Raw genomic sequence first — 17,915 nt, 5'->3', positions numbered from 1 at the left:
GAGCGTGACGCCGCTCCACACGCAGTGCTCGTGCGTGCCGTGTCCAGCCTCCGCGCGAGACCGCCGTCGGACGGGTGTGCGGTGACATAATTGCAGCGTCCGCACCTCTCGCAACAACCGAAAGCGGCTCCGTGCACCTGCTCTCCGTCCTCAGCATGAAGAACCGCGCGTTGATCGCGCTCGTCACCATCGTGGCCGCCGTGTTCGGCGTCCTGGCGGTGGGCGGCCTCAAGCAGGAGCTCATCCCGTCGGTCCAGTTCCCGCAGCTCGCGATCATCACGAGCTACCCGGGGGCGGCGCCCGAGGTCGTCAACGACGACGTCTCGACCCCGATCGAGACCGCGATCCAGGGGGTGCCCGGTATCGAGTCCACCTCGGCGACGTCGAGCACGAACTCGAGCCTCATCAGCGCGACCTTCACCTACGGCACGGACCTCGCCACCGCCGAACAGAAGATCACCCAGGCGATCAACCGCATCAAGTCGACCCTGCCCGACACCGTCGACCCGCAGGTGGTCAGTGGCAGCATCGACGACCTCCCGGTGATCCAGATCGCCGTGTCCGGCGCGGCCGACCAGGACTCCCTGGCCGAGGTGCTCTCGAGCTCCGTGGTCCCCGACATCAAGGACGTCGACGGCGTCCGCGACGCGGCGATCGTCGGCGAGGTGGGCAAGCGGGTCACGATCACCCCCGACGACGCCAAACTGGCCCTCGCCGGGCAGACCAGCCGGGTTATCGGTACGACGCTGCAGCAGAACGGCTCCCTGCAGCCCGCGGGCGACATCACCGAGGGCGACAAGACGTTCTCCGTCCAGACGGGCACGAAGCTCACCTCGGTCGACGACATCGCCGCCCTGCCGATCACGGGCGCCTTCGCCGCCGACGGCTCCGTCCTGACCATCGGCGACGTCGCGACGGTCGCCCTGAGCGACGACCCGATCACCTCGATCTCCCGCGTCGACGGCGAGCCGGCGCTCACCATCGCCGTCACGAAGCTGCCCGCGGCGAACACCGTCGAGGTCTCCCAGGGCGTGCGCGACATCCTCCCCGAGCTCGAGCGCACCATCGGGTCCGACGCCAAACTCACCGTCGTCTTCGATCAGGCGCCCTACATCGAGCAGTCCATCGAGGCCCTGACGACCGAGGGCCTGCTCGGCCTCGTCTTCGCGGTCCTCATCATCCTCGTCTTCCTCCTCGATGTCCGGGCCACGCTCGTGACGGCGATCTCCATCCCGACGTCCGTGCTCATCACCTTCATCGGTCTCCAGGTCGCCGAGTACTCGCTCAACATCCTCACGCTGGGTGCGCTGACGATCGCCATCGGGCGGGTGGTGGACGACTCCATCGTCGTCATCGAGAACATCAAGCGGCACCTCTCGTTCGGCGACAACCGCACCGGTGCGCAGCGTGCCGGGTCGATCCTGAGCGCCGTCCAGGAGGTCGCGGGCGCCATCACCGCCTCGACCATCACCACCGTGGCCGTGTTCCTGCCCATCGCGTTCGTCGGCGACGTCACCGGCGAACTCTTCCGACCCTTCGCCCTCACCGTCACGATCGCCCTGCTCGCGTCGCTCCTCGTCGCGCTCACCATCGTGCCCGTGCTCGCCTACTGGTTCCTCCGCGCCCCGAAGGCCCAGCGGCTCGCAGCCGCAGCCGCAGCGGAGGAAGCGCCGTCCGACGCGACGACCGGACCGGTCCGGAGCCGACGCGAGCGTCGCGTCAGCGTGCAGGACGAAGACGACCTCGAGAAGCCGTCACGGCTCCAGAAGGCGTACCTCCCGATCATCCACTGGACCCTCAAGCACTCGGTCACCACGCTGCTGCTGTCGGTGCTCGTGCTCGTCGGCACCTTCGCGCTCACGCCGTTCATGAAGACCAACTTCCTGGGTGACTCCGGCCAGAACACGCTGACGGTCACGCAGACCCTGCCGGTCGGCACGAGCCTCGACGCCCAGGACGCGGCGGCGAAGCAGGTCGAGACGAAGCTGCGCGACATCGACGGCATCGACACCGTCCAGCTCTCGATCGGGTCGAGCGGAAGCTCCCTGCGCGACGCGTTCTCGGGCGGCGGCGGTGGAGCCATCACCTACTCGATCACGACGAGCGAGGACGCCGACCAGACGGCACTCCAGAAGACGGTCCGCAAGGACCTGTCCGGGCTCGACGACGTCGGCGAGATCGAGGTCGCCGCGTCCGCGGGCTTCGGTGGGTCGAGCGACATCGAGATCGACATCACCTCCGCACGGCAGAGCGACCTCGCGGAGGCCGCCGACGCGATCCAGCAGGCCGTCACCGGCCTCGACGGCATCGACCAGGTCACGAGCAACCTCAGCGAATCGCGACCGTACGTCCAGGTGGCCGTCGACCGCGACGCCGCTGCAGCTGCAGGGTTCAGCGAGGTCGCGCTCGGGGCGTACGTCTCGCAGCTCATGCAGCCGACGACGGTGGGCTCCATCGTCATCGACGACACCACGCTCACCATCTACGTCGACGCCCAGGATCCACCGACCACCGTCGACGCCCTCGCTGCGACGGAGGTCCCGACCGCCACCGGCCCGAAACGCCTCGACGCCCTCGCGACGGTCTCGCAGGTCGACGGACCCGCGACGATCTCGACCGTCAAGGGGCTTCGCTCGGCCACGATCAGCGCGACTCCGGGCAGCGACAACCTCGGCACCGCCAGCGCCGAGGTGCAGACGGCGATCGACGACGTCAAGCTGCCCGCCGGCACCACGGCGACCCTCGGGGGTGTCACGGCATCGCAGAGCGACGCGTTCGGACAGTTGGGCCTCGCGCTCCTCGCCGCGATCCTCATCGTGTACGTCATCATGGTCGCGACGTTCCGTTCGCTGCGGCAGCCGCTCGAACTCCTGGTGTCGGTACCGTTCGCCGCAACCGGCGCGATCGGGCTCCAGATCATCACCGGCGTGCCGCTCGGCGTCCCGTCCCTCATCGGCGTGCTGATGCTCATCGGTATCGTCGTGACGAACGCGATCGTCCTGGTCGACCTCGTGAACCAGTACCGGCGACGCGGCATGACGGTCGTCGAGGCCGTCGAGCACGGTGCCGCACGCAGGCTCCGCCCGATCCTCATGACGGCGCTCGCGACGATCTTCGCCCTCACCCCGATGGCACTCGGCATCACCGGACACGGCGGCTTCATCTCGCAGCCGCTCGCGATCGTCGTCATCGGCGGGCTCGTCTCCTCGACCATCCTGACGCTCGTCGTGCTCCCCACCCTCTACAACCTCGTCGAGGGGTTCCGGGAACGTCGCGAGCAGCGGCGGGCTGCAGCCGAGCCGAAGCCGACGCCGCGCACGGTCGCCGCGATCGAGGGGCCGCGGGCCGCGACGGTCCCTGCTGAGGAACCGGCTCTCGTCGGCGCCGATGGTGGAAGCGCTGCGACCGCGGCGACCGCGCCTGACGCGTCCGTTCCGTCGGATGCTGTGGACGTGACTCCGGTCGACGCGGTTCCAGATGCCGCCGCTCCCGCTGGCGCGGAACCGACGGAGGAGGCCCCGATCGATTCGGTTCCTGCGGACGCCGGACCGGCCGATGCGGTTCCCACGGACTCAGGTGCGGCACCCGAGACGCAGGTCGCTGCGCCGAGTGAGCCGGCGGTGGATCGACCGATGACGCGCCCGGCTGCGCACGAAGCCCACGAAGCCCACGAAGCCCACGAGGTGCACGGGGCGCATGTGGCGACGGGTGACGAGCTGCCGCGCACCGAGGCGATCTCCCTCCCCGACGCGGTCTCCGACGCCCCTGCGGATGTGGTCGCGCATTCCGGCGAGCACGCCGCCCCAGCGGCGGAGCCTGAGCCGGACGCGCAGGCTGATGCGGCCGCGCAGGCTGATGCTGATGCGGTCGCTGAGCCTGAGCTGGTCCTGGAGCCGGGGCCAGCGGCGGAGTCCGAGCTCCCTGCTGAGTCTGAGCGAGCTACCGAGTCCATGCCGACGCCCGACACCGAGTCGACGCCAGCCGCTGAGTCGGCGTCCGATGCCGATACGGCACCCGCTACCGAAGCGTCATCGGGCACCGAACGGCCGAAGCGCCGCCGCGCGCAGTGGCCGTGATCGACCACCTGCCGCTGGGTCGCTGAGCTGCGGCTCGCGCGGATCGACACGAAGCCCTCGGGAACGCCGTCACCGGCGCCCGAGGGCTTCGTCGTGTGACGCCCGACTCAGCGGAGATCGCCGACCGCGCCGGTGACCGCCCGCACGACCCCACCCGACTGCACCAGTGCGGTGACCGCCTCGATCTCGGGGGAGAGGAACCGGTCGGGACCGGGACCCGTGACCTGCTCACGCACCCGGCGGAGCACCGCTCCCGTGCCGACGGCCGGCTCGAGCGGGCCGCGCAGGTCGAGGCCCCGGGCTGCCGTCATGACCTCGATCGCCAGCACCCGGCTGAGACCGTCGATCGCCCTCCGGAGCTTCCGCGCCGCCGCCCAACCCATCGAGACGTGGTCCTCCTGCATCGCGGAGGACGGGATCGAGTCGACGGACGCCGGGTGCGCCAGGCGTTTGAGCTCGCTCACGATGCCGGCCGCCGTGTACTGGGCGATCATGAGGCCCGAGTCGACACCGACCTCGTGTGCGAGGAACGGCGGGAGGCCGTTGCTCCGGCTCCGGTCCAGGAAACGGTCGGTGCGGCGCTCCGACATGGACGCGACATCCGCGACGGCGATCGCGAGGAAGTCGAGCACGTAGGCGACCGGGGCACCGTGGAAGTTCCCGTTCGACTCGACGCGTCCGTCCGGCGTGAGCACCGGATTGTCGACGGCACTCGCGAGCTCACGCTCGGCGACCATCGCGGCGTGGTCGACCGTGTCCCTGGCGGCACCGTGCACCTGCGGGGCACAGCGCAGTGAGTAGGCGTCCTGCACCCGGGTGCACTCGGGACCCCGGTGGCTCGCGACGATCGGGGAGCCGTCGAGCAGCAACCGCAGGTTCGCGGCGCTCTCGGCCTGACCCGACTGCGGGCGCAGGGCCTGCAGGTCCGCGGCGAACACGGCGTCCGTGCCGAGCAGGCCCTCGACGCTCATCGCCGCGGCGACGTCGGCGGTGCGCAGGAGCATGCGCAGGTCGTCCACGGCGAGCGCGAGCATCCCCAGCATGCCGTCGGTGCCGTTGATGAGCGCGAGCCCCTCCTTCTCGGCGAGCTGTACCGGCTGGAGGCCGGCGTCCGCGAGGGCCTCCGCCGCGGAGCGCGTGCGACCGGACGCGTCGGTCACCTCGCCCTCGCCCATCACCGCCAGCGCGCAGTGTGCGAGGGGCGCGAGGTCGCCGGAGCAGCCGAGCGAGCCGTACTCGCGCACGACCGGGGTGATACCGGCATTCAGCATCGCCGCGTAGGCGCGGACCGTCTCCACCCGCACCCCGGTGCGGCCCGTCATGAGCGTCGAGAGGCGCAGCGCCATCAGGGAACGCACGACCTCCCGCTCGACGACCTCGCCGCTGCCGGCGGCGTGCGAGCGGACGAGACTCGCCTGCAACTGCGCGCGGCGCGTCGGCTCGATGAACGTGGTCGCGAGCGCACCGAACCCGGTCGAGATCCCGTAGTGGGGCTCGGGGTCGGAGGCGAGCGCCTCGATGATCCGGCGGGAGGCCGCGACACCGTCGAGGGCCGTGCCGTCGAGGTCGATCCGCGCGCCGTGTCGGGCGACGGCGACGACCTCGTCGATCGACAGCGGCCCGGCGCCGAGGGAGACCGAAGTCGGGCCGGCGGGTTCGGGATGCGAGCGACCGGAGATCGTCGGGTCGCTGGTGGTCGGGATCGCGCCGGGCTGGATGTCCATGTTCCGATGGAACACCCGGGCGCCCACCGCGGCGGTGCGCGTAGAGTCGTCCGTGTCTGGGATGACAGACATGGACGACCAGGCGGCCGCGTCCGAGCCGCGGAGACGAGGTCAACGGTGAGTCAGGTCCCGGCAGCCGACGCCACTCTGCGCGTGCTGAGCCATCTCGCCGGAGCCCGCGGTCCGCTTCCGGCCGCGGCCATCGCCTCGGCACTCGACCTCCCGCGATCGACGGTCTACCACCTCCTCAGCGTGCTGCAGGAGCACGGCTTCGTGGTCCACCTGCCCGAAGCCCGTCGCTACGGGCTCGGGGTCGCCGCCTTCGAGCTCTCCGGTGGGTACGCCCGGCAGGAGCCGCTCAGCATGCTCGGGCGCCCGTTGCTCGCCGAGCTGGTCGACCGGGTGGGTGAGAGCGCGCACCTCGCCGTGCTGCACGGCCGGGACGTGCTCTACATCGTGGACGAGCGTGCCCCGCGTCGGCCGCACCTCGTCACCGATGTCGGTGTGCGCCTCCCGGCTCACCTGACCGCCAGCGGCTGCGCGATCCTCGCCTCGCTCCCGGCCGGCCAGCTGCGCGCCCTGTTCCCCGACCAGGCGGCGTTCGTCGACCGCACCGGCCACGGGCCGAAGCGGTACCGGGAGCTCCGACAGGTCCTGACCCAGACGACCCAGGACGGGTATGCGCGCGAGGCGGGCGGGGTGACGCTCGGTCTCGCGAGTGTCGGGGTGGTCGTCCGCGACCACACGGGGTGGCCGGCGGCGGCGATCGCGGTCACCTACGACGCCGATGCGGGACTCGATCCGGCGTGGCTGGCCCGCGAGATCCAGCCGGCGGCCGCCGAGCTGTCGCGGCGGATCCGAGGTCGCTGAGCGCTCGGCGGAGCGGGCGGAGCGTGCGGGCGGTGCGGCGGCTCAGGAACCGTGGTCAGGCGACCGAGCGCAGGATGAGCTCGAGCAGTGCGGTCGCATACGCGTCGGGCGCCGTCGCTGCGCTGAACCGTCGCAGTTCGCCGCCGAGCTCGACCACGACGGTGTACGCCTCGGCGTCGCCCAACGACAGGAGGACGTCGAGTTCGTCGTCGAGCGTCGACTCGCCGTCGGTCGGCGCAGCCGGGGACACCGCGCGTTCGAGCGACCGGAACGAGCCGCGCAGCAGAGCGCGCAGCTGGTGCTCCGACGGCAGCCAGAGCGTCTCCTCCTGGTCGACGGAGTCCAACGCCCACTCGGTCGTCCCGTTGAAGCCGAAACTGCGGCCACCCGGGTGCTCGTGCACCTCGACGGTCATCTCGCTGACCGTGAACACGTCGCCGGCGAGCTCGCCGCCGTCGATGGTGAAGCGGTCGCCGGGTTCGGGGGTCCAGCGCAGGCCGGCGGTGCGGAGCGCTCGGGCGAGGTCAGCGGAGATCATCAGTCCAGTATCGCCGACCACCGTGCGATGCGGCTGGCAACCCCTCGATTCGGACGGAACCCTGTGCGAGGGTGGATGGACTCTTCGAAGGGTCCGATGATGCCCGCACCTGATGATGGCCTATCCGGTCGGTTCCCTGCGCGCGGCCGCGTGACCACACGACGGTTCGAGGGGACGACCGGGATGCAGGAGGCGTCGGGCGCGCTGCGATTCGTGGACGTGGACCCCGATCGGTTCTCGATGACGGTCGACTCGGTCGTGCTCGGCGAGTACGTCCTCCATCGCAACACGGTCGGGCCCGGGACGTTCGACGTCCTCGCTGACGCCTACGGGCTCGATGAGCCGGTCGCGACGATCGTGATGCTCATCGAGGGTGCGGCCAGCCTGGTCCACGGCCGACAGCAACTCGACCTGCTCCCCGGGACCGGAACGCTCACGGAGGGCGCCGAGACGTATCGGACGACGATCCACGACCACGCGACCTATCTGTACGTGTTCGTGCCGATGCGTGCGCTCCGCCGCCTCGGCATCGCCCCGACGAGCGCCCTCGGCCCGTTGGCGCCGTCGCCGCTGCTGCGGGGGAGCGCCGCGTTCCTCGTGGAGGTCATCTCCGCGTTCGAGCCGATCGGCGGCGCCGCGCAGCTCAGACTCTGCCGGGTGATCGACACGATGCTCGCGACGCTCTACGCGGAGAACGACCTCTTCCGGGCCGAAGGTGAGGCCGGACGGGTTCCGCTCCGGCTCCGGATCATCGAGCACATCGCCGCGTCCTTCGCCGAGCGGGAGCTGCGACCGGAGACGCTGGCGCGTCGCTTCAACATGTCGACCAGGTCCCTGCAACGGGTGTTCGAGGGCTCGGGAACGAGCGCCGCGGGCGAGATCGCCGAGCGGCGGGTGCAGCTCGCGCTCGCCCTCCTCTCGGACCCCGATCACCGAGGCCTGTCGATCGCCGAGGTCGCGGCCCGCTGCGGCTACCACTCGCAGGCGCACCTCCGTCGAGCGGTCGTCGCGCACACCGGGCTCAGCCCGAGCCAGTTCCGGGAGCAGACGAAGGCGGAGGACGCCTGACGTCGCAGCGTCGTCAGGCCGCCGGATCAGCCTGCGGTACGCCTGCTTCGACGCGGGGCCGTCAACCAGGGACGCAGCAGCCTCGTGACGAGCGGCAGGAGCCAGTAGGTCATGATCGGCGTCAGGATGAGCGTCGAGATGAGCACGTGGAGGAACACGCCGAGCGGTTCCCAACCCGGCACGAGCGCCGTGACGAGGAGGGTGAAGACGAGGTTGAGCGGGAAGAAGCCCAACCAGATGCTCACCGCCTGCTTCCAGCGCGGCGGTGCCGGCGGGATCGGGTCCGGGTCGCCGGAGAGCTCGGCCTCCTCGACGCGGAGGATCCCGTCGGGCGCGTCGAACCACCCCTCGATCCCGCTGCGCCGTTCGACGCGGGACTGCTCCATGAACTCGCGGCCGCTCGAGAGCCACCAGGCGCGTTCCTTCGACTCCTCCCAGTCGGTGAGCGTCTGTTCGTCCGCGAAGCGGTACAGCATGTACCAGACGTCGCTCTCGGCACCCGCGCGCACCCAGCCGGAGCCGAGGAAGCCGGGGTACCGGTTCGCCAGGTTGATGCCCGCCTGGACCCAGATGGTGGCCTCGGAGATCGACGCCGGGTTGACGCGTCGCTCGATCGAGACGGTGATGGGATCGTGTTCCATACGCCCAGTAGACCGCACTCGTGTTTCGATCTCGTGTCCCACCGCAGCCCCCGTAGAGTCGAGGCATGGCGACTCCTGACTTCGTACTGGCCCTCCGCGAGCGGATCGGGCACGCGCCCCTCTGGTTGACCGGGGTGACCGCGGTCGTCCTCCGCGGTCTCGGGACCCCCGAGGCCGAGGTCCTGCTCGTCCGGCGACAGGACAACGGGGCGTGGACACCGGTCACGGGGATCATCGACCCGGGCGAGGAACCCGCGGTGGCGGCGGAACGCGAGGTCCTCGAGGAGGCGGCCGTCGTCGCCGTCGCCGAGCGTCTCGCCCAGGTGCAGGTGCTCCCGCAGAACGTCTACGACAACGGCGACATCACGCAGTACATCGACCTCGTGTTCCGATGCCGCTATGAGTCGGGCGAGCCGTATCCGGCCGACGGCGAGAACTCCGAGGCGCGGTGGTTCCCGCTCGACGCCCTGCCCGAGCAGGTCTCGCAGAACTTCCGCACCCGGATCGCGCTCGCCGCCTCCGACGAGCGCGAGGCCCGCTTCACCCGCTGACGTCGCCCCACCTGCCCGCGAACTGTCACTTGAGGTCGGTTCTGTGGCCCCGGACTAGCCGTTGGTGACAGTTCGCGGGCTGGCGGGGGTGGCGGTGGCTGCGGCGATGGCGTCGGCGGCTCGGACGAGGGTGAGGTGCGAGAGCGCCTGCGGGGTGTTGCCGACCTGCCGCGCCTGCTGCACGTCGTACTCCTCGGAGAGCAGTCCGAGGTCGTTGCGGAAGGACAGCAGCCGGTCCATCAGCTCGCGGGCGTCGTCGAGTCGGCCCGAGGCCGCGTACTGCTGCACGAGCCAGAACGAGCACGCGAGGAACGGGTGCTCGTCGCCCGGCAGACCGTCGACCCCGCTCGTGGTGCGGTAGCGCAGGAGGAGACCGTCCTGGAGGAGGTCCTCCTCGATCGCGGCCACCGTCGCGAGCATGCGCGGGTCGTCGGGCGCCACGTAGCCGATCTGCGCGAGGACGAGCAGGGACGCGTCGACCTCGGTCGTCCCGGCGTGCTGGACGTAGCACCCGCGTGCGTGGTCGACGTTCTCGCGCTCGATCGTCTCGCGAAGGGTCTCGCGCAGGGCCTCCCAACGTTCGACGGGCCCGTCCAGGCCGTGCTCGCGGACCGCGCGGACGCCGCGGTCGAGCGCCGCCCAGATCATCGCGCGCGAGTGGGTGAAGTGCTGCTCGTCGCCCCGTACCTCCCAGATGCCGCGGTCGGGGCGGTTCCAGTGCTCCTCGAGGACGCCGAGCAGGGCGCGCTGGAGGCTCCACGAGAAGTCGTCGTCCGCGAGACCGACCGCGCGTGCCTCGTCGAGGGCGATCATCACGGACCCGAAGACGTCGCCCTGGTACTGCGTGTAGGCGCCGTTGCCGACGCGCACCGGGGCGGCACCGAAGTAGCCGGGGAGGCTGTCGAGCTCCTCCTCCACGAGGTGGCGTTCGCCCGCGAGGCCGTACATGATCTGCAGGTCGTTCGGATCACCGGCGATCGCCCGGAGGAGCCACCTGCGCCAGTCGTGCGCCTCCTCGGTGAAGCCGTGCTGCATGAGGGCTTCGAGGGTCAGCGAGGCGTCGCGCAGCCAGACGTAGCGGTAGTCCCAGTTGCGGACGCCCCCGAACGACTCCGGCAGGCTCGTGGTCGCGGCGGCGACGATGCCCCCGGTGTCCTCGTGCGTGAGGGCGCGGAGGACGAGCAGCGACCGCACGACCGCGTCCTCGTACTCGTCGGCGGGATCGCAGCGGGACGCCCAGTCGCGCCACCAGGCGATCGTGTGGTCGATGCGCGGGCCGACGTCGACCGGGTCCGGCACCTCGCGGTGCGAGGGGTACCAGGTGAGGGTGAGGTCGACGGTGTCGCCCGCGGAGACCTCGACGGTCGCCGAGTGGGCGTGATCGGAGGCCGTCAGGTGCACGCCGCGGACCACGACGGCGTCGGGGCCGGCGACCGCGACGATCCCGGATCCGTCCGGGAGCTGCCGCACCCAGGGGATCGCGTCGGCGTACCCGAAGCGGAGGCGCACCTCGACGTCGACCGCGACGGTGCCGCTGAGTCCTTCGACCCGGCGGACCACATCCGCCCGGCGGTCGCCGTGGGGCATGAGGTCGGTCACGCGCACCTGGCCGTCGGGGGTCGTCCAGACGGTTTCGAGGACGAAGGTGTCGTCGAGGTAGGCGCGGCTCGCCGTCGCCCGAGCGTCGGCGGGCCGGACCGTCCAGCATCCGTGGTCCTCGGTGCCGAGCAGCGCGCCGAACATCGACGGCGAGTCGAAGCGGGGGAGGCACAGCCAGTCGATGCTGCCTTCCGACGAGACGAGCGCGGCGGTGTGGCAATCACCGATGAGGGCGTAATCCTCGATGGGGCTGGGCATGCACCCATGCTGCCACGCCGCCGTGCGCGTGCCTGGGAGCGATGCTCCGTGACTTCTCAGGAGGGATCGGGTAACGTAGGTGAGTCGGCTCGAGACACCGCGTTTGTACCGCGGAGGGTTATGTCAGTCTGGTGGGCCGGTTTCGTCGGAGAGAACTCCGCGAACACACACATGATGTGGACGGCCCCGGCCAGTGATCGCCCGGGTATGAGCATGCCGCAGCGCAGCCGAGGTTTCGGATGGCGCTGTGTGAGTCATGCAGGTTGTTCATGCGAACGAGTTATAACCCGGAAAGCATTTCTCCATGCCCAAGAACAACACCCCCGCCGGCAAACGCCCGGCCAAGAACTTCGACCCCAAGTCCAAGTACGGCGAGAACAAGCGGCCCTTCGGCTCGCGCCCCGGCGCGAAGTCCGGCAGCAAGAGCGAAGGCCACCGCGGCTACCGTCCCGACACCGGTGGGGCGCCGCAGAAGTCCCGCTGGAACGCCGACGAGCGCGCCGAGCGCGCCGCCCGCTTCGAGTCGGAGGAGCGCGGTGACCGCGCACCCCGCGGTGACCGCAACGAGCGCCCCGCGTACAACCGTGGTGGCGACCGCAACGAGCGTCCTGCGTACAACCGTGGTGGCGACCGCAATGAGCGTCCTGCGTACAACCGTGGCGGCGACCGCAATGAGCGTCCTGCGTACAACCGTGGTGGCGACCGCAACGAGCGCCCGTCGTACAACCGCGGCGAGCGGACCGAGCGTCCATCCTACGGTGACCGCAATGAGCGCCCCGCGTTCAACCGTGGCGAGCGGACTGAGCGTCCCTCGTACGGTGACCGGAACGAGCGTCCGGCGTACAACCGTGGTGAGCGGTCCGAGCGTCCCTCGTACGGTGACCGGAACGAGCGTCCGGCGTACAACCGTGGTGGTGACCGGAACGAGCGTCCTGCGTACAACCGTGGTGGTGACCGGAACGAGCGTCCTGCGTACAACCGTGGTGAGCGGTCCGAACGTCCCTCGTACGGCGACCGGAACGACCGTCCCGCGTACAACCGTGGTGGCGACCGCACCGAGCGCCCGGCCTACAACCGGGGTGAGCGCACGGAGCGTCCCTCCTACGGCGACCGCACCGAGCGTCCGTCCTACGGGGACCGCCCGGCTCGACAGGGTGACCCGCGTCAGGCGAACCGCACCGACCGCCCCGCGCGTTCGTACGACGACCGCCCGAAGCGTTCCTTCGAGGAGCGTCCGGCGCGTTCGTACGACGACCGCCCCAAGCGGTCCTTCGACGACCGCCCGAAGCGCTCGTTCGACGACCGCGGCGCGTCCGACGCCGGCCGTGGCAGCGACTACTACCCGAAGCGCGACGCCGGCTCCTACACGCCCCAGGACGACGTGGTGCTCGAGCGCCTCGAGGCCGACGCGATCCAGGCCGGCGACGTCGAGGGTGTGACCTTCGAGAGCCTCGGCCTCGGCGGCAACATCGTCCGTGCGCTCGCCGAGCTCGGCGCCGACAGCCCGTTCCCGATCCAGGCGGCGACCATCCCGGACGTCATCGCGGGCCGCGACGTGCTCGGCCGTGGCCGCACCGGCTCCGGCAAGACCATCGCCTTCGGTGCCCCGCTCGTCGAGAAACTCATGGAGAACGGCGGCGGCAAGAACCGCAAGCCGGGTCGCAAGCCCCGTGCCCTCATCCTCGCCCCGACGCGTGAGCTCGCCCTGCAGATCGACCGCACCGTGCAGCCCATCGCGCGCGCCGTCGGCCTCTTCACCACGCAGATCTACGGCGGTGTCCCGCAGGGTCGCCAGGTCGGCGCACTGCAGCGCGGCGTCGACATCATCGTCGGCACGCCCGGTCGCATCGAGGACCTCATCGAGCAGGGTCGCCTCGACCTCTCGCAGGTCACCGTGACCGTCCTCGACGAGGCCGACCACATGTGCGACCTCGGCTTCCTCGAGCCCGTGCAGCGCATCCTGCGTCGCACCGCGCCCGACGGACAGAAGCTCCTCTTCTCCGCCACCCTCGACAAGGGTGTCGCCGCCCTCGTCAACGAGTTCCTCCCGAACCCGTCGGTGCACGAGGTCGCCGGTGAGGACCAGGCGTCCTCCACCATCGACCACCGCGTGCTGGTGGTCGAGCACAAGGGCAAGGACCGCCTCATCGAGGAGCTCGTCAACCGCACCGAGAAGACCCTCGTGTTCGCCCGCACCCGGGCGTACGCCGAGCGTCTCGCGGAGCAGCTCGGCATGGCGGGCATCCCCGCCGTCTCGCTCCACGGCGACCTCAACCAGGCTCGCCGCACGCGCAACCTGGAGAAGCTCACCTCGGGTCGGGTCAACGTGCTCGTCGCCACCGACGTCGCCGCCCGTGGCATCCACGTCGACGACATCACGCTCGTCGTGCAGGCCGACGCCCCGGACGAGTACAAGACGTACCTGCACCGTGCCGGCCGCACCGGTCGTGCCGGCAAGATCGGTCGCGTCGTCACGATCATCCCCAAGGCCCGTCGCCGCCGGATGACCGAACTGCTCGACCGCGCTGAGATCGAGGCCGCGTTCGACGACGCCGCCCCCGGCGACCAGCTCGTCGAGGACATCGCCACCGCGTAGTCCGCACCGCATCAGGAACGCCCGCCGAACTCACGCTCGGCGGGCGTTCTCGCGTGTCAGCGGGTGAGGGCCGCCCGCTCGTCGTCGCGCGGGGCGAGGACGACGGCGTCGTCGACCCCGTCGAAGGTCCGGACCGGGCGGGTGGCGTCCCAGCGCTGCCAGCCCGGGTCGCCTGCCTTCGCGAACGCGACCCAGGCGTCGTGCATCGCGGTCGCGAGCGACTGCGGGGCCGAGCGTCCAGCCATCCGGACGGCCTCCGGGGAGTCGAGGTGGTCGAAGACGAAGCCGATCTCCATCGCGTGGGCCGCACCGAGCTCACCTTCGCCGTCCCCGCCGACCGGGCTCCGCCAGGCGAACTCGTACACCCAGGTGTCCGAGCCGTTGTCGGCGCGTGCGTCCGCGAGTTGATTGAGCGGTACGCGGAGCAGGATGTCGGTCGCGATCGCCCCGAGGATCTCCCCGGACCTCGCTTTCGGACGGTTGCGGCGGAAGGTGCGCACGGCCGAGGCACTGACCCCGAAGCGCAGTCGCGCCGCGAACAGCTGGAGACGGGTGATCCGCCGGGAGATACCGGTCGGGACGAGGAACAGGCGGTGCTCCTCCGTCGTCGTCCCGATGAGCACGGGGATGTCGGCGGAGCCGCCCGACACCAGGGCGTCCAGCGGACTCAGCGGCGCGAGTGGTGACGACGTCGTGATCGAGAACCCCGGACCGCCGGTCAGCGGGTTGCCTCCGCCCATCACCCGTTCCTGGGCCCCGACGAGTCCCTCGGGCGGCACACGGCGGAAGCCTGCCCTGGTGGTCGGCACGCCGAGGTCCTTGGCCATGAGCTTCGAGATCCGGCCGGAGCGCTCTCGGGGTTCCGAGCGCAGCGGGCCGCTCTGGATGATCGCCCGTCGCATCACGGACGAGGCGTCCGGGTGCGCGAGGAGTGCCGCTACCGAGGCTCCGCCCGCGGACTCTCCGAAGACGGTGACGTTGTCGGGGTCACCGCCGAAGCGGGCGATCTCGTCCTGCACCCACGTCAACGCGGCGAGTTGGTCGGCGAGACCGAGGTTCAGCGGGACGTCGTCGAGCACCGAGAACCCCTCGGACCCGAGGCGGTAGTTGACGGAGACGAGGACGACGCCGTCGCGCGCGAACGCGGTGCCGTCGTACGAGTCGAGTGCGTTGGAGCCGTGTACGAGCGAGCCGCCGTGGATCCACACCATGACCGGGAGCGGGGTGTCGGACCGCTCGGCCGGGGTCCAGATGTTGAGGTTCAGGATCTCATTGCCCGGCACCGTCACGGTGGCGAGCAGCTCGCCGACCGCGCCGGCGTAGGGCGGCTGCGGGGCGGTCGCACCGGGACGGGTCGCATCGCGGGGGTCCTCCCAGGGGACGACCGGCTGGGGGAGTCGGAAGCGGTCGTCACCGAACGGAGCTGCCGCGTATGGGATACCGAGGAATCGGGAGACACCGGCTTCGGTGAGCCCGGTGATCGGGCCGCTGCCGGTGGCGATGGTGACCGGTGTCGATCCGTCAGGCGCCGGGATCGGTTCGCCGGTCGGTTCCAGGCCAGGGTCGATGCTCATACGGGTCCGTTCGTCGATGCTCGGGTGACCAACTGTATCGACGCCGCGTGTGCGGAAGACTGGGCTGATGCAGATCCGTCCCTTCACGCCGTCCGACACCGAGGCCGTCATCGCCCTCTGGCACACCGTCGGGCTCACCCGACCGTGGAACGACCCGGCGAAGGACATCGAGCGCAAGTCGACGACGCAGCCCGAGCTGTTCCTCGTCGCGGCGGATGCCGACGGCGCCCTCGTCGGCACCGCGATGGTGGGGTACGACGGCCACCGCGGTTGGGTGCACTACCTGGCGGTGTCGCCGGCCCAGCAGGGCGGCGGGCTCGGACGGCAGCTCATGACCGAGGCCGAACGCCTGCTCACCGAACTCGGGTGCCCGAAGGTCAACCTCATGGTCAGGACGGGCAACGACCGGGTGATCGGCTTCTACGAGGCGCTCGGGTACGGCACCGACGAGGTCGCGCTCCTCAGCAAGCGCCTCATCCCCGACGCCTGACGCCGGTTCGTTCGCCCATTCTTGGGCGAGGGAGTCCTCGTTCGCCCGAGAATGGGCGAACGAGCGGGGTCAGAAGAGGGTCGGCTGGACCTGCAGGCCGGTCGTGACGAACTCCGGGGCGCGCTTGCGCAGCTCGGCCCGCTCGCCGTACCCGTCGCGCAACATGCCGAGCGCCGACGAGCGGACACCTCCGGTAGCGGGGTCTTCGGTGCCGCGCTCGAGCCCGTGCTCGCGGATCATCGGGCGGATGCGCGCGGCGAGCCACTTCCGGTACTCCTTCGGGGCGTAGGTGCCGTCGGCGTACATCGAGGTGTAGCGGTCGACGAGCTCGGGGTGCTCCCGCGACAGCCACTGCATGAACCAGGGTTTGACGCCGGCTTTCAGGTACAGGGTCGAGAAGAGGACGGTGCTCGCGCCGGCCTCGCGGATGCGCGACAGGGCGAGGTCGAGGTGGTCGACGGTGTCGGTCAGGTAGGGGAGGATCGGCATCATGAAGACCCCGACGTCGAAGCCGAGGTCGGCAGCAGCGCGGACGGTCGCGAGTCTGGCCGCCGCGGTCGGGGTTCCGGGTTCGATCGATTGCTGGAGCTCGTCGTCGTAGATGGCGATCGACATGGCGAGGTCGACGGGTACGCGCTGAGCGACCTCGGCCAGAAGGGGCAGGTCTCGCCGGAGCAGGGTGCCCTTCGTCAGGACCGAGAACGGGGTCCCCGAGTCGGCGAGGGCGTTGATGATCCCCGGCATGAGCCGGTACTTGCCCTCGGCGCGCTGATACGGGTCGGTGTTCGTGCCGAGCGCCACCGGGTGCCTGCCCCAGCTCGCCTTCGCGAGCTCCTTCTCGAGGACCTCGGCGACGTTCACCTTGACGATGAGCTGCGAGTCGAAATCCTTCCCGGCGTCGAGGTCCAGATACGAATGCGTCGGTCGGGCGAAGCAGTACACGCAGGCATGGGAGCAGCCCCGATAGGGGTTGATGGTCCACCCGAAGGGCATCACGGACTGACCGGGCACGCGGTTGAGCGCGGACTTCGCGAGCACCTCGTGGAAGGTGATCCCGGCGAACTCCGGCGTCTGGACGCTGCGCACGAGGTTGTTCAGCTTCGCGAGGCCCGGCAGCGCCGACGTCGCCTCAACCCCGAGTTCCTGTCCGCTCCACCGCATGCCTCCATTAGAACATACATTCGATTGAGGCGGCCATTTGGCATCTGTCATTGACCGTCAGAGTTTGAAGTTTTAGTGTTCCAGACACATAGAGAAAGGTGTGAACAATGGCTGTTCATCTATCTATCCAGTCCGAGGCCGACCCTCGACCCGTGCGCTCTCGAGCTGCTGTCAAGATCATCTTGGTCGGGCTGACAGCAGCGTCCGTCGTTCTCGCGCAAACGGGGCCAGCGTCGGCCTCTGAACGCGAGTCTTCGTCTGGAGGTCCGGTTTCGACCGCCGCTGCAGCCGAGCCGAGCGATCTCTCCACGGACACGATCGAAACCGATGGTGCGCCCCTCGTACTGGCGATCGTGGGCGCCGTCCTAGCGACCGGAATGGCCGCCGATCAAGCAGGTCGAACCGCCGGTGCACGGGTGTACTACGCCGGCGTATCCCTCACGCAGTACCAGGAAGTGAAGTGGCAGACGAGGGCCACGGCGGTTGCCGCCCTCGGCGTGATTATGGGGCCGGTCTTCATGGCGTCGTTCGAAGCGACCTTCTATGGATTGGCCTCTTGACCAACGGTCAGCTGCGCTTCTTCCTCGCATTCGTGTCTGCGCTGTTTGCTGCGTACGTCGTGGTGGGTGGCCTGCTCGACCCCCTCGGCCTGCAATCCGGTCAATTAGCGATCGCGTTCAGTATGGCCGTCATGATCATCGCGGCCAGTCTGCCTTCCAAGCCGGGAGACTCAGCCAAGTAGGTTCTCGGTGTGTGGTCCCAGCGTTGG

General features: G+C 70.2%; 13 protein-coding genes and 1 pseudogene. 8 read left to right on the top strand and 6 right to left on the bottom strand.

Annotation, left to right across the window (positions count from 1 at the left end; all coding sequences use genetic code 11):
* Positions 1–131: 131 nt before the first annotated feature.
* Positions 132–3,296, top strand: a pseudogene (locus tag AC4PMY_RS05285) (efflux RND transporter permease subunit); the annotation flags it as partial.
* Between the two features lie 887 nt (positions 3,297–4,183).
* Here AC4PMY_RS05285 and hutH read toward each other — a convergent pair.
* Positions 4,184–5,800, bottom strand: a complete 1,617-nt coding sequence (gene hutH / locus AC4PMY_RS05280) for a histidine ammonia-lyase (RefSeq protein ID WP_491622149.1) — start codon at positions 5,798–5,800, stop codon at positions 4,184–4,186.
* Positions 5,801–5,917: 117 nt separating this feature from the next.
* Here hutH and AC4PMY_RS05275 point away from each other — a divergent pair, with 117 nt between their 5' ends.
* The gene (locus AC4PMY_RS05275; protein WP_371743591.1) at positions 5,918–6,670 is read left to right on the top strand and encodes an IclR family transcriptional regulator; all 753 of its coding nucleotides are present in this window, start codon (positions 5,918–5,920) and stop codon (positions 6,668–6,670) included.
* Between the two features lie 55 nt (positions 6,671–6,725).
* Here AC4PMY_RS05275 and AC4PMY_RS05270 read toward each other — a convergent pair whose 3' ends face one another.
* Positions 6,726–7,208: a pilus assembly protein CpaE gene (locus AC4PMY_RS05270; protein ID WP_491622148.1), complete on the bottom strand. Its 483-nt coding sequence runs from the start codon at positions 7,206–7,208 to the stop codon at positions 6,726–6,728.
* A gap of 150 nt (positions 7,209–7,358) precedes the next feature.
* Here AC4PMY_RS05270 and AC4PMY_RS05265 point away from each other — a divergent pair, with 150 nt between their 5' ends.
* Positions 7,359–8,276 (top strand): AraC family transcriptional regulator, encoded by a 918-nt coding sequence (locus AC4PMY_RS05265; protein ID WP_167620435.1) that lies wholly within the window; start codon positions 7,359–7,361, stop codon positions 8,274–8,276.
* A 26-nt stretch (positions 8,277–8,302) separates the two neighbouring features.
* Here AC4PMY_RS05265 and AC4PMY_RS05260 read toward each other — a convergent pair whose 3' ends face one another.
* A complete protein-coding gene (locus tag AC4PMY_RS05260; RefSeq protein ID WP_064294232.1) occupies positions 8,303–8,917 on the bottom strand; it encodes a putative antibiotic biosynthesis monooxygenase in 615 nt (204 codons plus the stop codon).
* A 65-nt stretch (positions 8,918–8,982) separates the two neighbouring features.
* On the opposite strand from AC4PMY_RS05260, the gene AC4PMY_RS05255 reads away from it, so the two are divergent.
* Complete coding sequence (locus tag AC4PMY_RS05255; RefSeq protein WP_071262396.1) at positions 8,983–9,468, top strand: NUDIX hydrolase; 486 nt, start codon at positions 8,983–8,985, stop codon at positions 9,466–9,468.
* Between the two features lie 54 nt (positions 9,469–9,522).
* Here the strand turns inward: AC4PMY_RS05255 and AC4PMY_RS05250 are convergent, their stop codons facing one another.
* Complete coding sequence (locus AC4PMY_RS05250; RefSeq protein WP_491622679.1) at positions 9,523–11,385, bottom strand: glycoside hydrolase family 15 protein; 1,863 nt, start codon at positions 11,383–11,385, stop codon at positions 9,523–9,525.
* Positions 11,386–11,629: 244 nt separating this feature from the next.
* Here AC4PMY_RS05250 and AC4PMY_RS05245 point away from each other — a divergent pair, with 244 nt between their 5' ends.
* On the top strand, positions 11,630–13,921 hold the full coding sequence (locus AC4PMY_RS05245) for a DEAD/DEAH box helicase (protein ID WP_491622147.1): 2,292 nt from the start codon (positions 11,630–11,632) through the stop codon (positions 13,919–13,921).
* 56 nt (positions 13,922–13,977) lie between these two features.
* Here AC4PMY_RS05245 and AC4PMY_RS05240 read toward each other — a convergent pair whose 3' ends face one another.
* Positions 13,978–15,495 carry a carboxylesterase/lipase family protein gene (locus AC4PMY_RS05240; RefSeq protein ID WP_491622146.1) on the bottom strand — a complete coding sequence of 506 codons (1,518 nt, stop codon included), beginning with the start codon at positions 15,493–15,495 and terminating at the stop codon, positions 13,978–13,980.
* A 67-nt stretch (positions 15,496–15,562) separates the two neighbouring features.
* On the opposite strand from AC4PMY_RS05240, the gene AC4PMY_RS05235 reads away from it, so the two are divergent.
* On the top strand, positions 15,563–15,985 hold the full coding sequence (locus AC4PMY_RS05235) for a GNAT family acetyltransferase (protein WP_064294236.1): 423 nt from the start codon (positions 15,563–15,565) through the stop codon (positions 15,983–15,985).
* A gap of 69 nt (positions 15,986–16,054) precedes the next feature.
* Here the strand turns inward: AC4PMY_RS05235 and AC4PMY_RS05230 are convergent, their stop codons facing one another.
* Complete coding sequence (locus tag AC4PMY_RS05230) at positions 16,055–17,146, bottom strand: Rv2578c family radical SAM protein (protein ID WP_082915890.1); 1,092 nt, start codon at positions 17,144–17,146, stop codon at positions 16,055–16,057.
* Between the two features lie 152 nt (positions 17,147–17,298).
* Between AC4PMY_RS05230 and AC4PMY_RS05225 the strand changes: the two genes are divergently transcribed.
* On the top strand, positions 17,299–17,706 hold the full coding sequence (locus AC4PMY_RS05225) for a hypothetical protein (RefSeq protein ID WP_139205342.1): 408 nt from the start codon (positions 17,299–17,301) through the stop codon (positions 17,704–17,706).
* Positions 17,703–17,888 carry a hypothetical protein gene (locus tag AC4PMY_RS05220; RefSeq protein WP_064294237.1) on the top strand — a complete coding sequence of 62 codons (186 nt, stop codon included), beginning with the start codon at positions 17,703–17,705 and terminating at the stop codon, positions 17,886–17,888. Before AC4PMY_RS05225 ends, AC4PMY_RS05220 begins: the two co-directional genes overlap by 4 nt.
* Positions 17,889–17,915: the final 27 nt, after the last annotated feature.

It is taken from the genome of Plantibacter sp. MDV22-iso1 (assembly GCF_058408345.1).
Note: the sequence above shows the minus strand (reverse complement) of the source record. Positions and strands in the feature narration are given on the sequence as shown.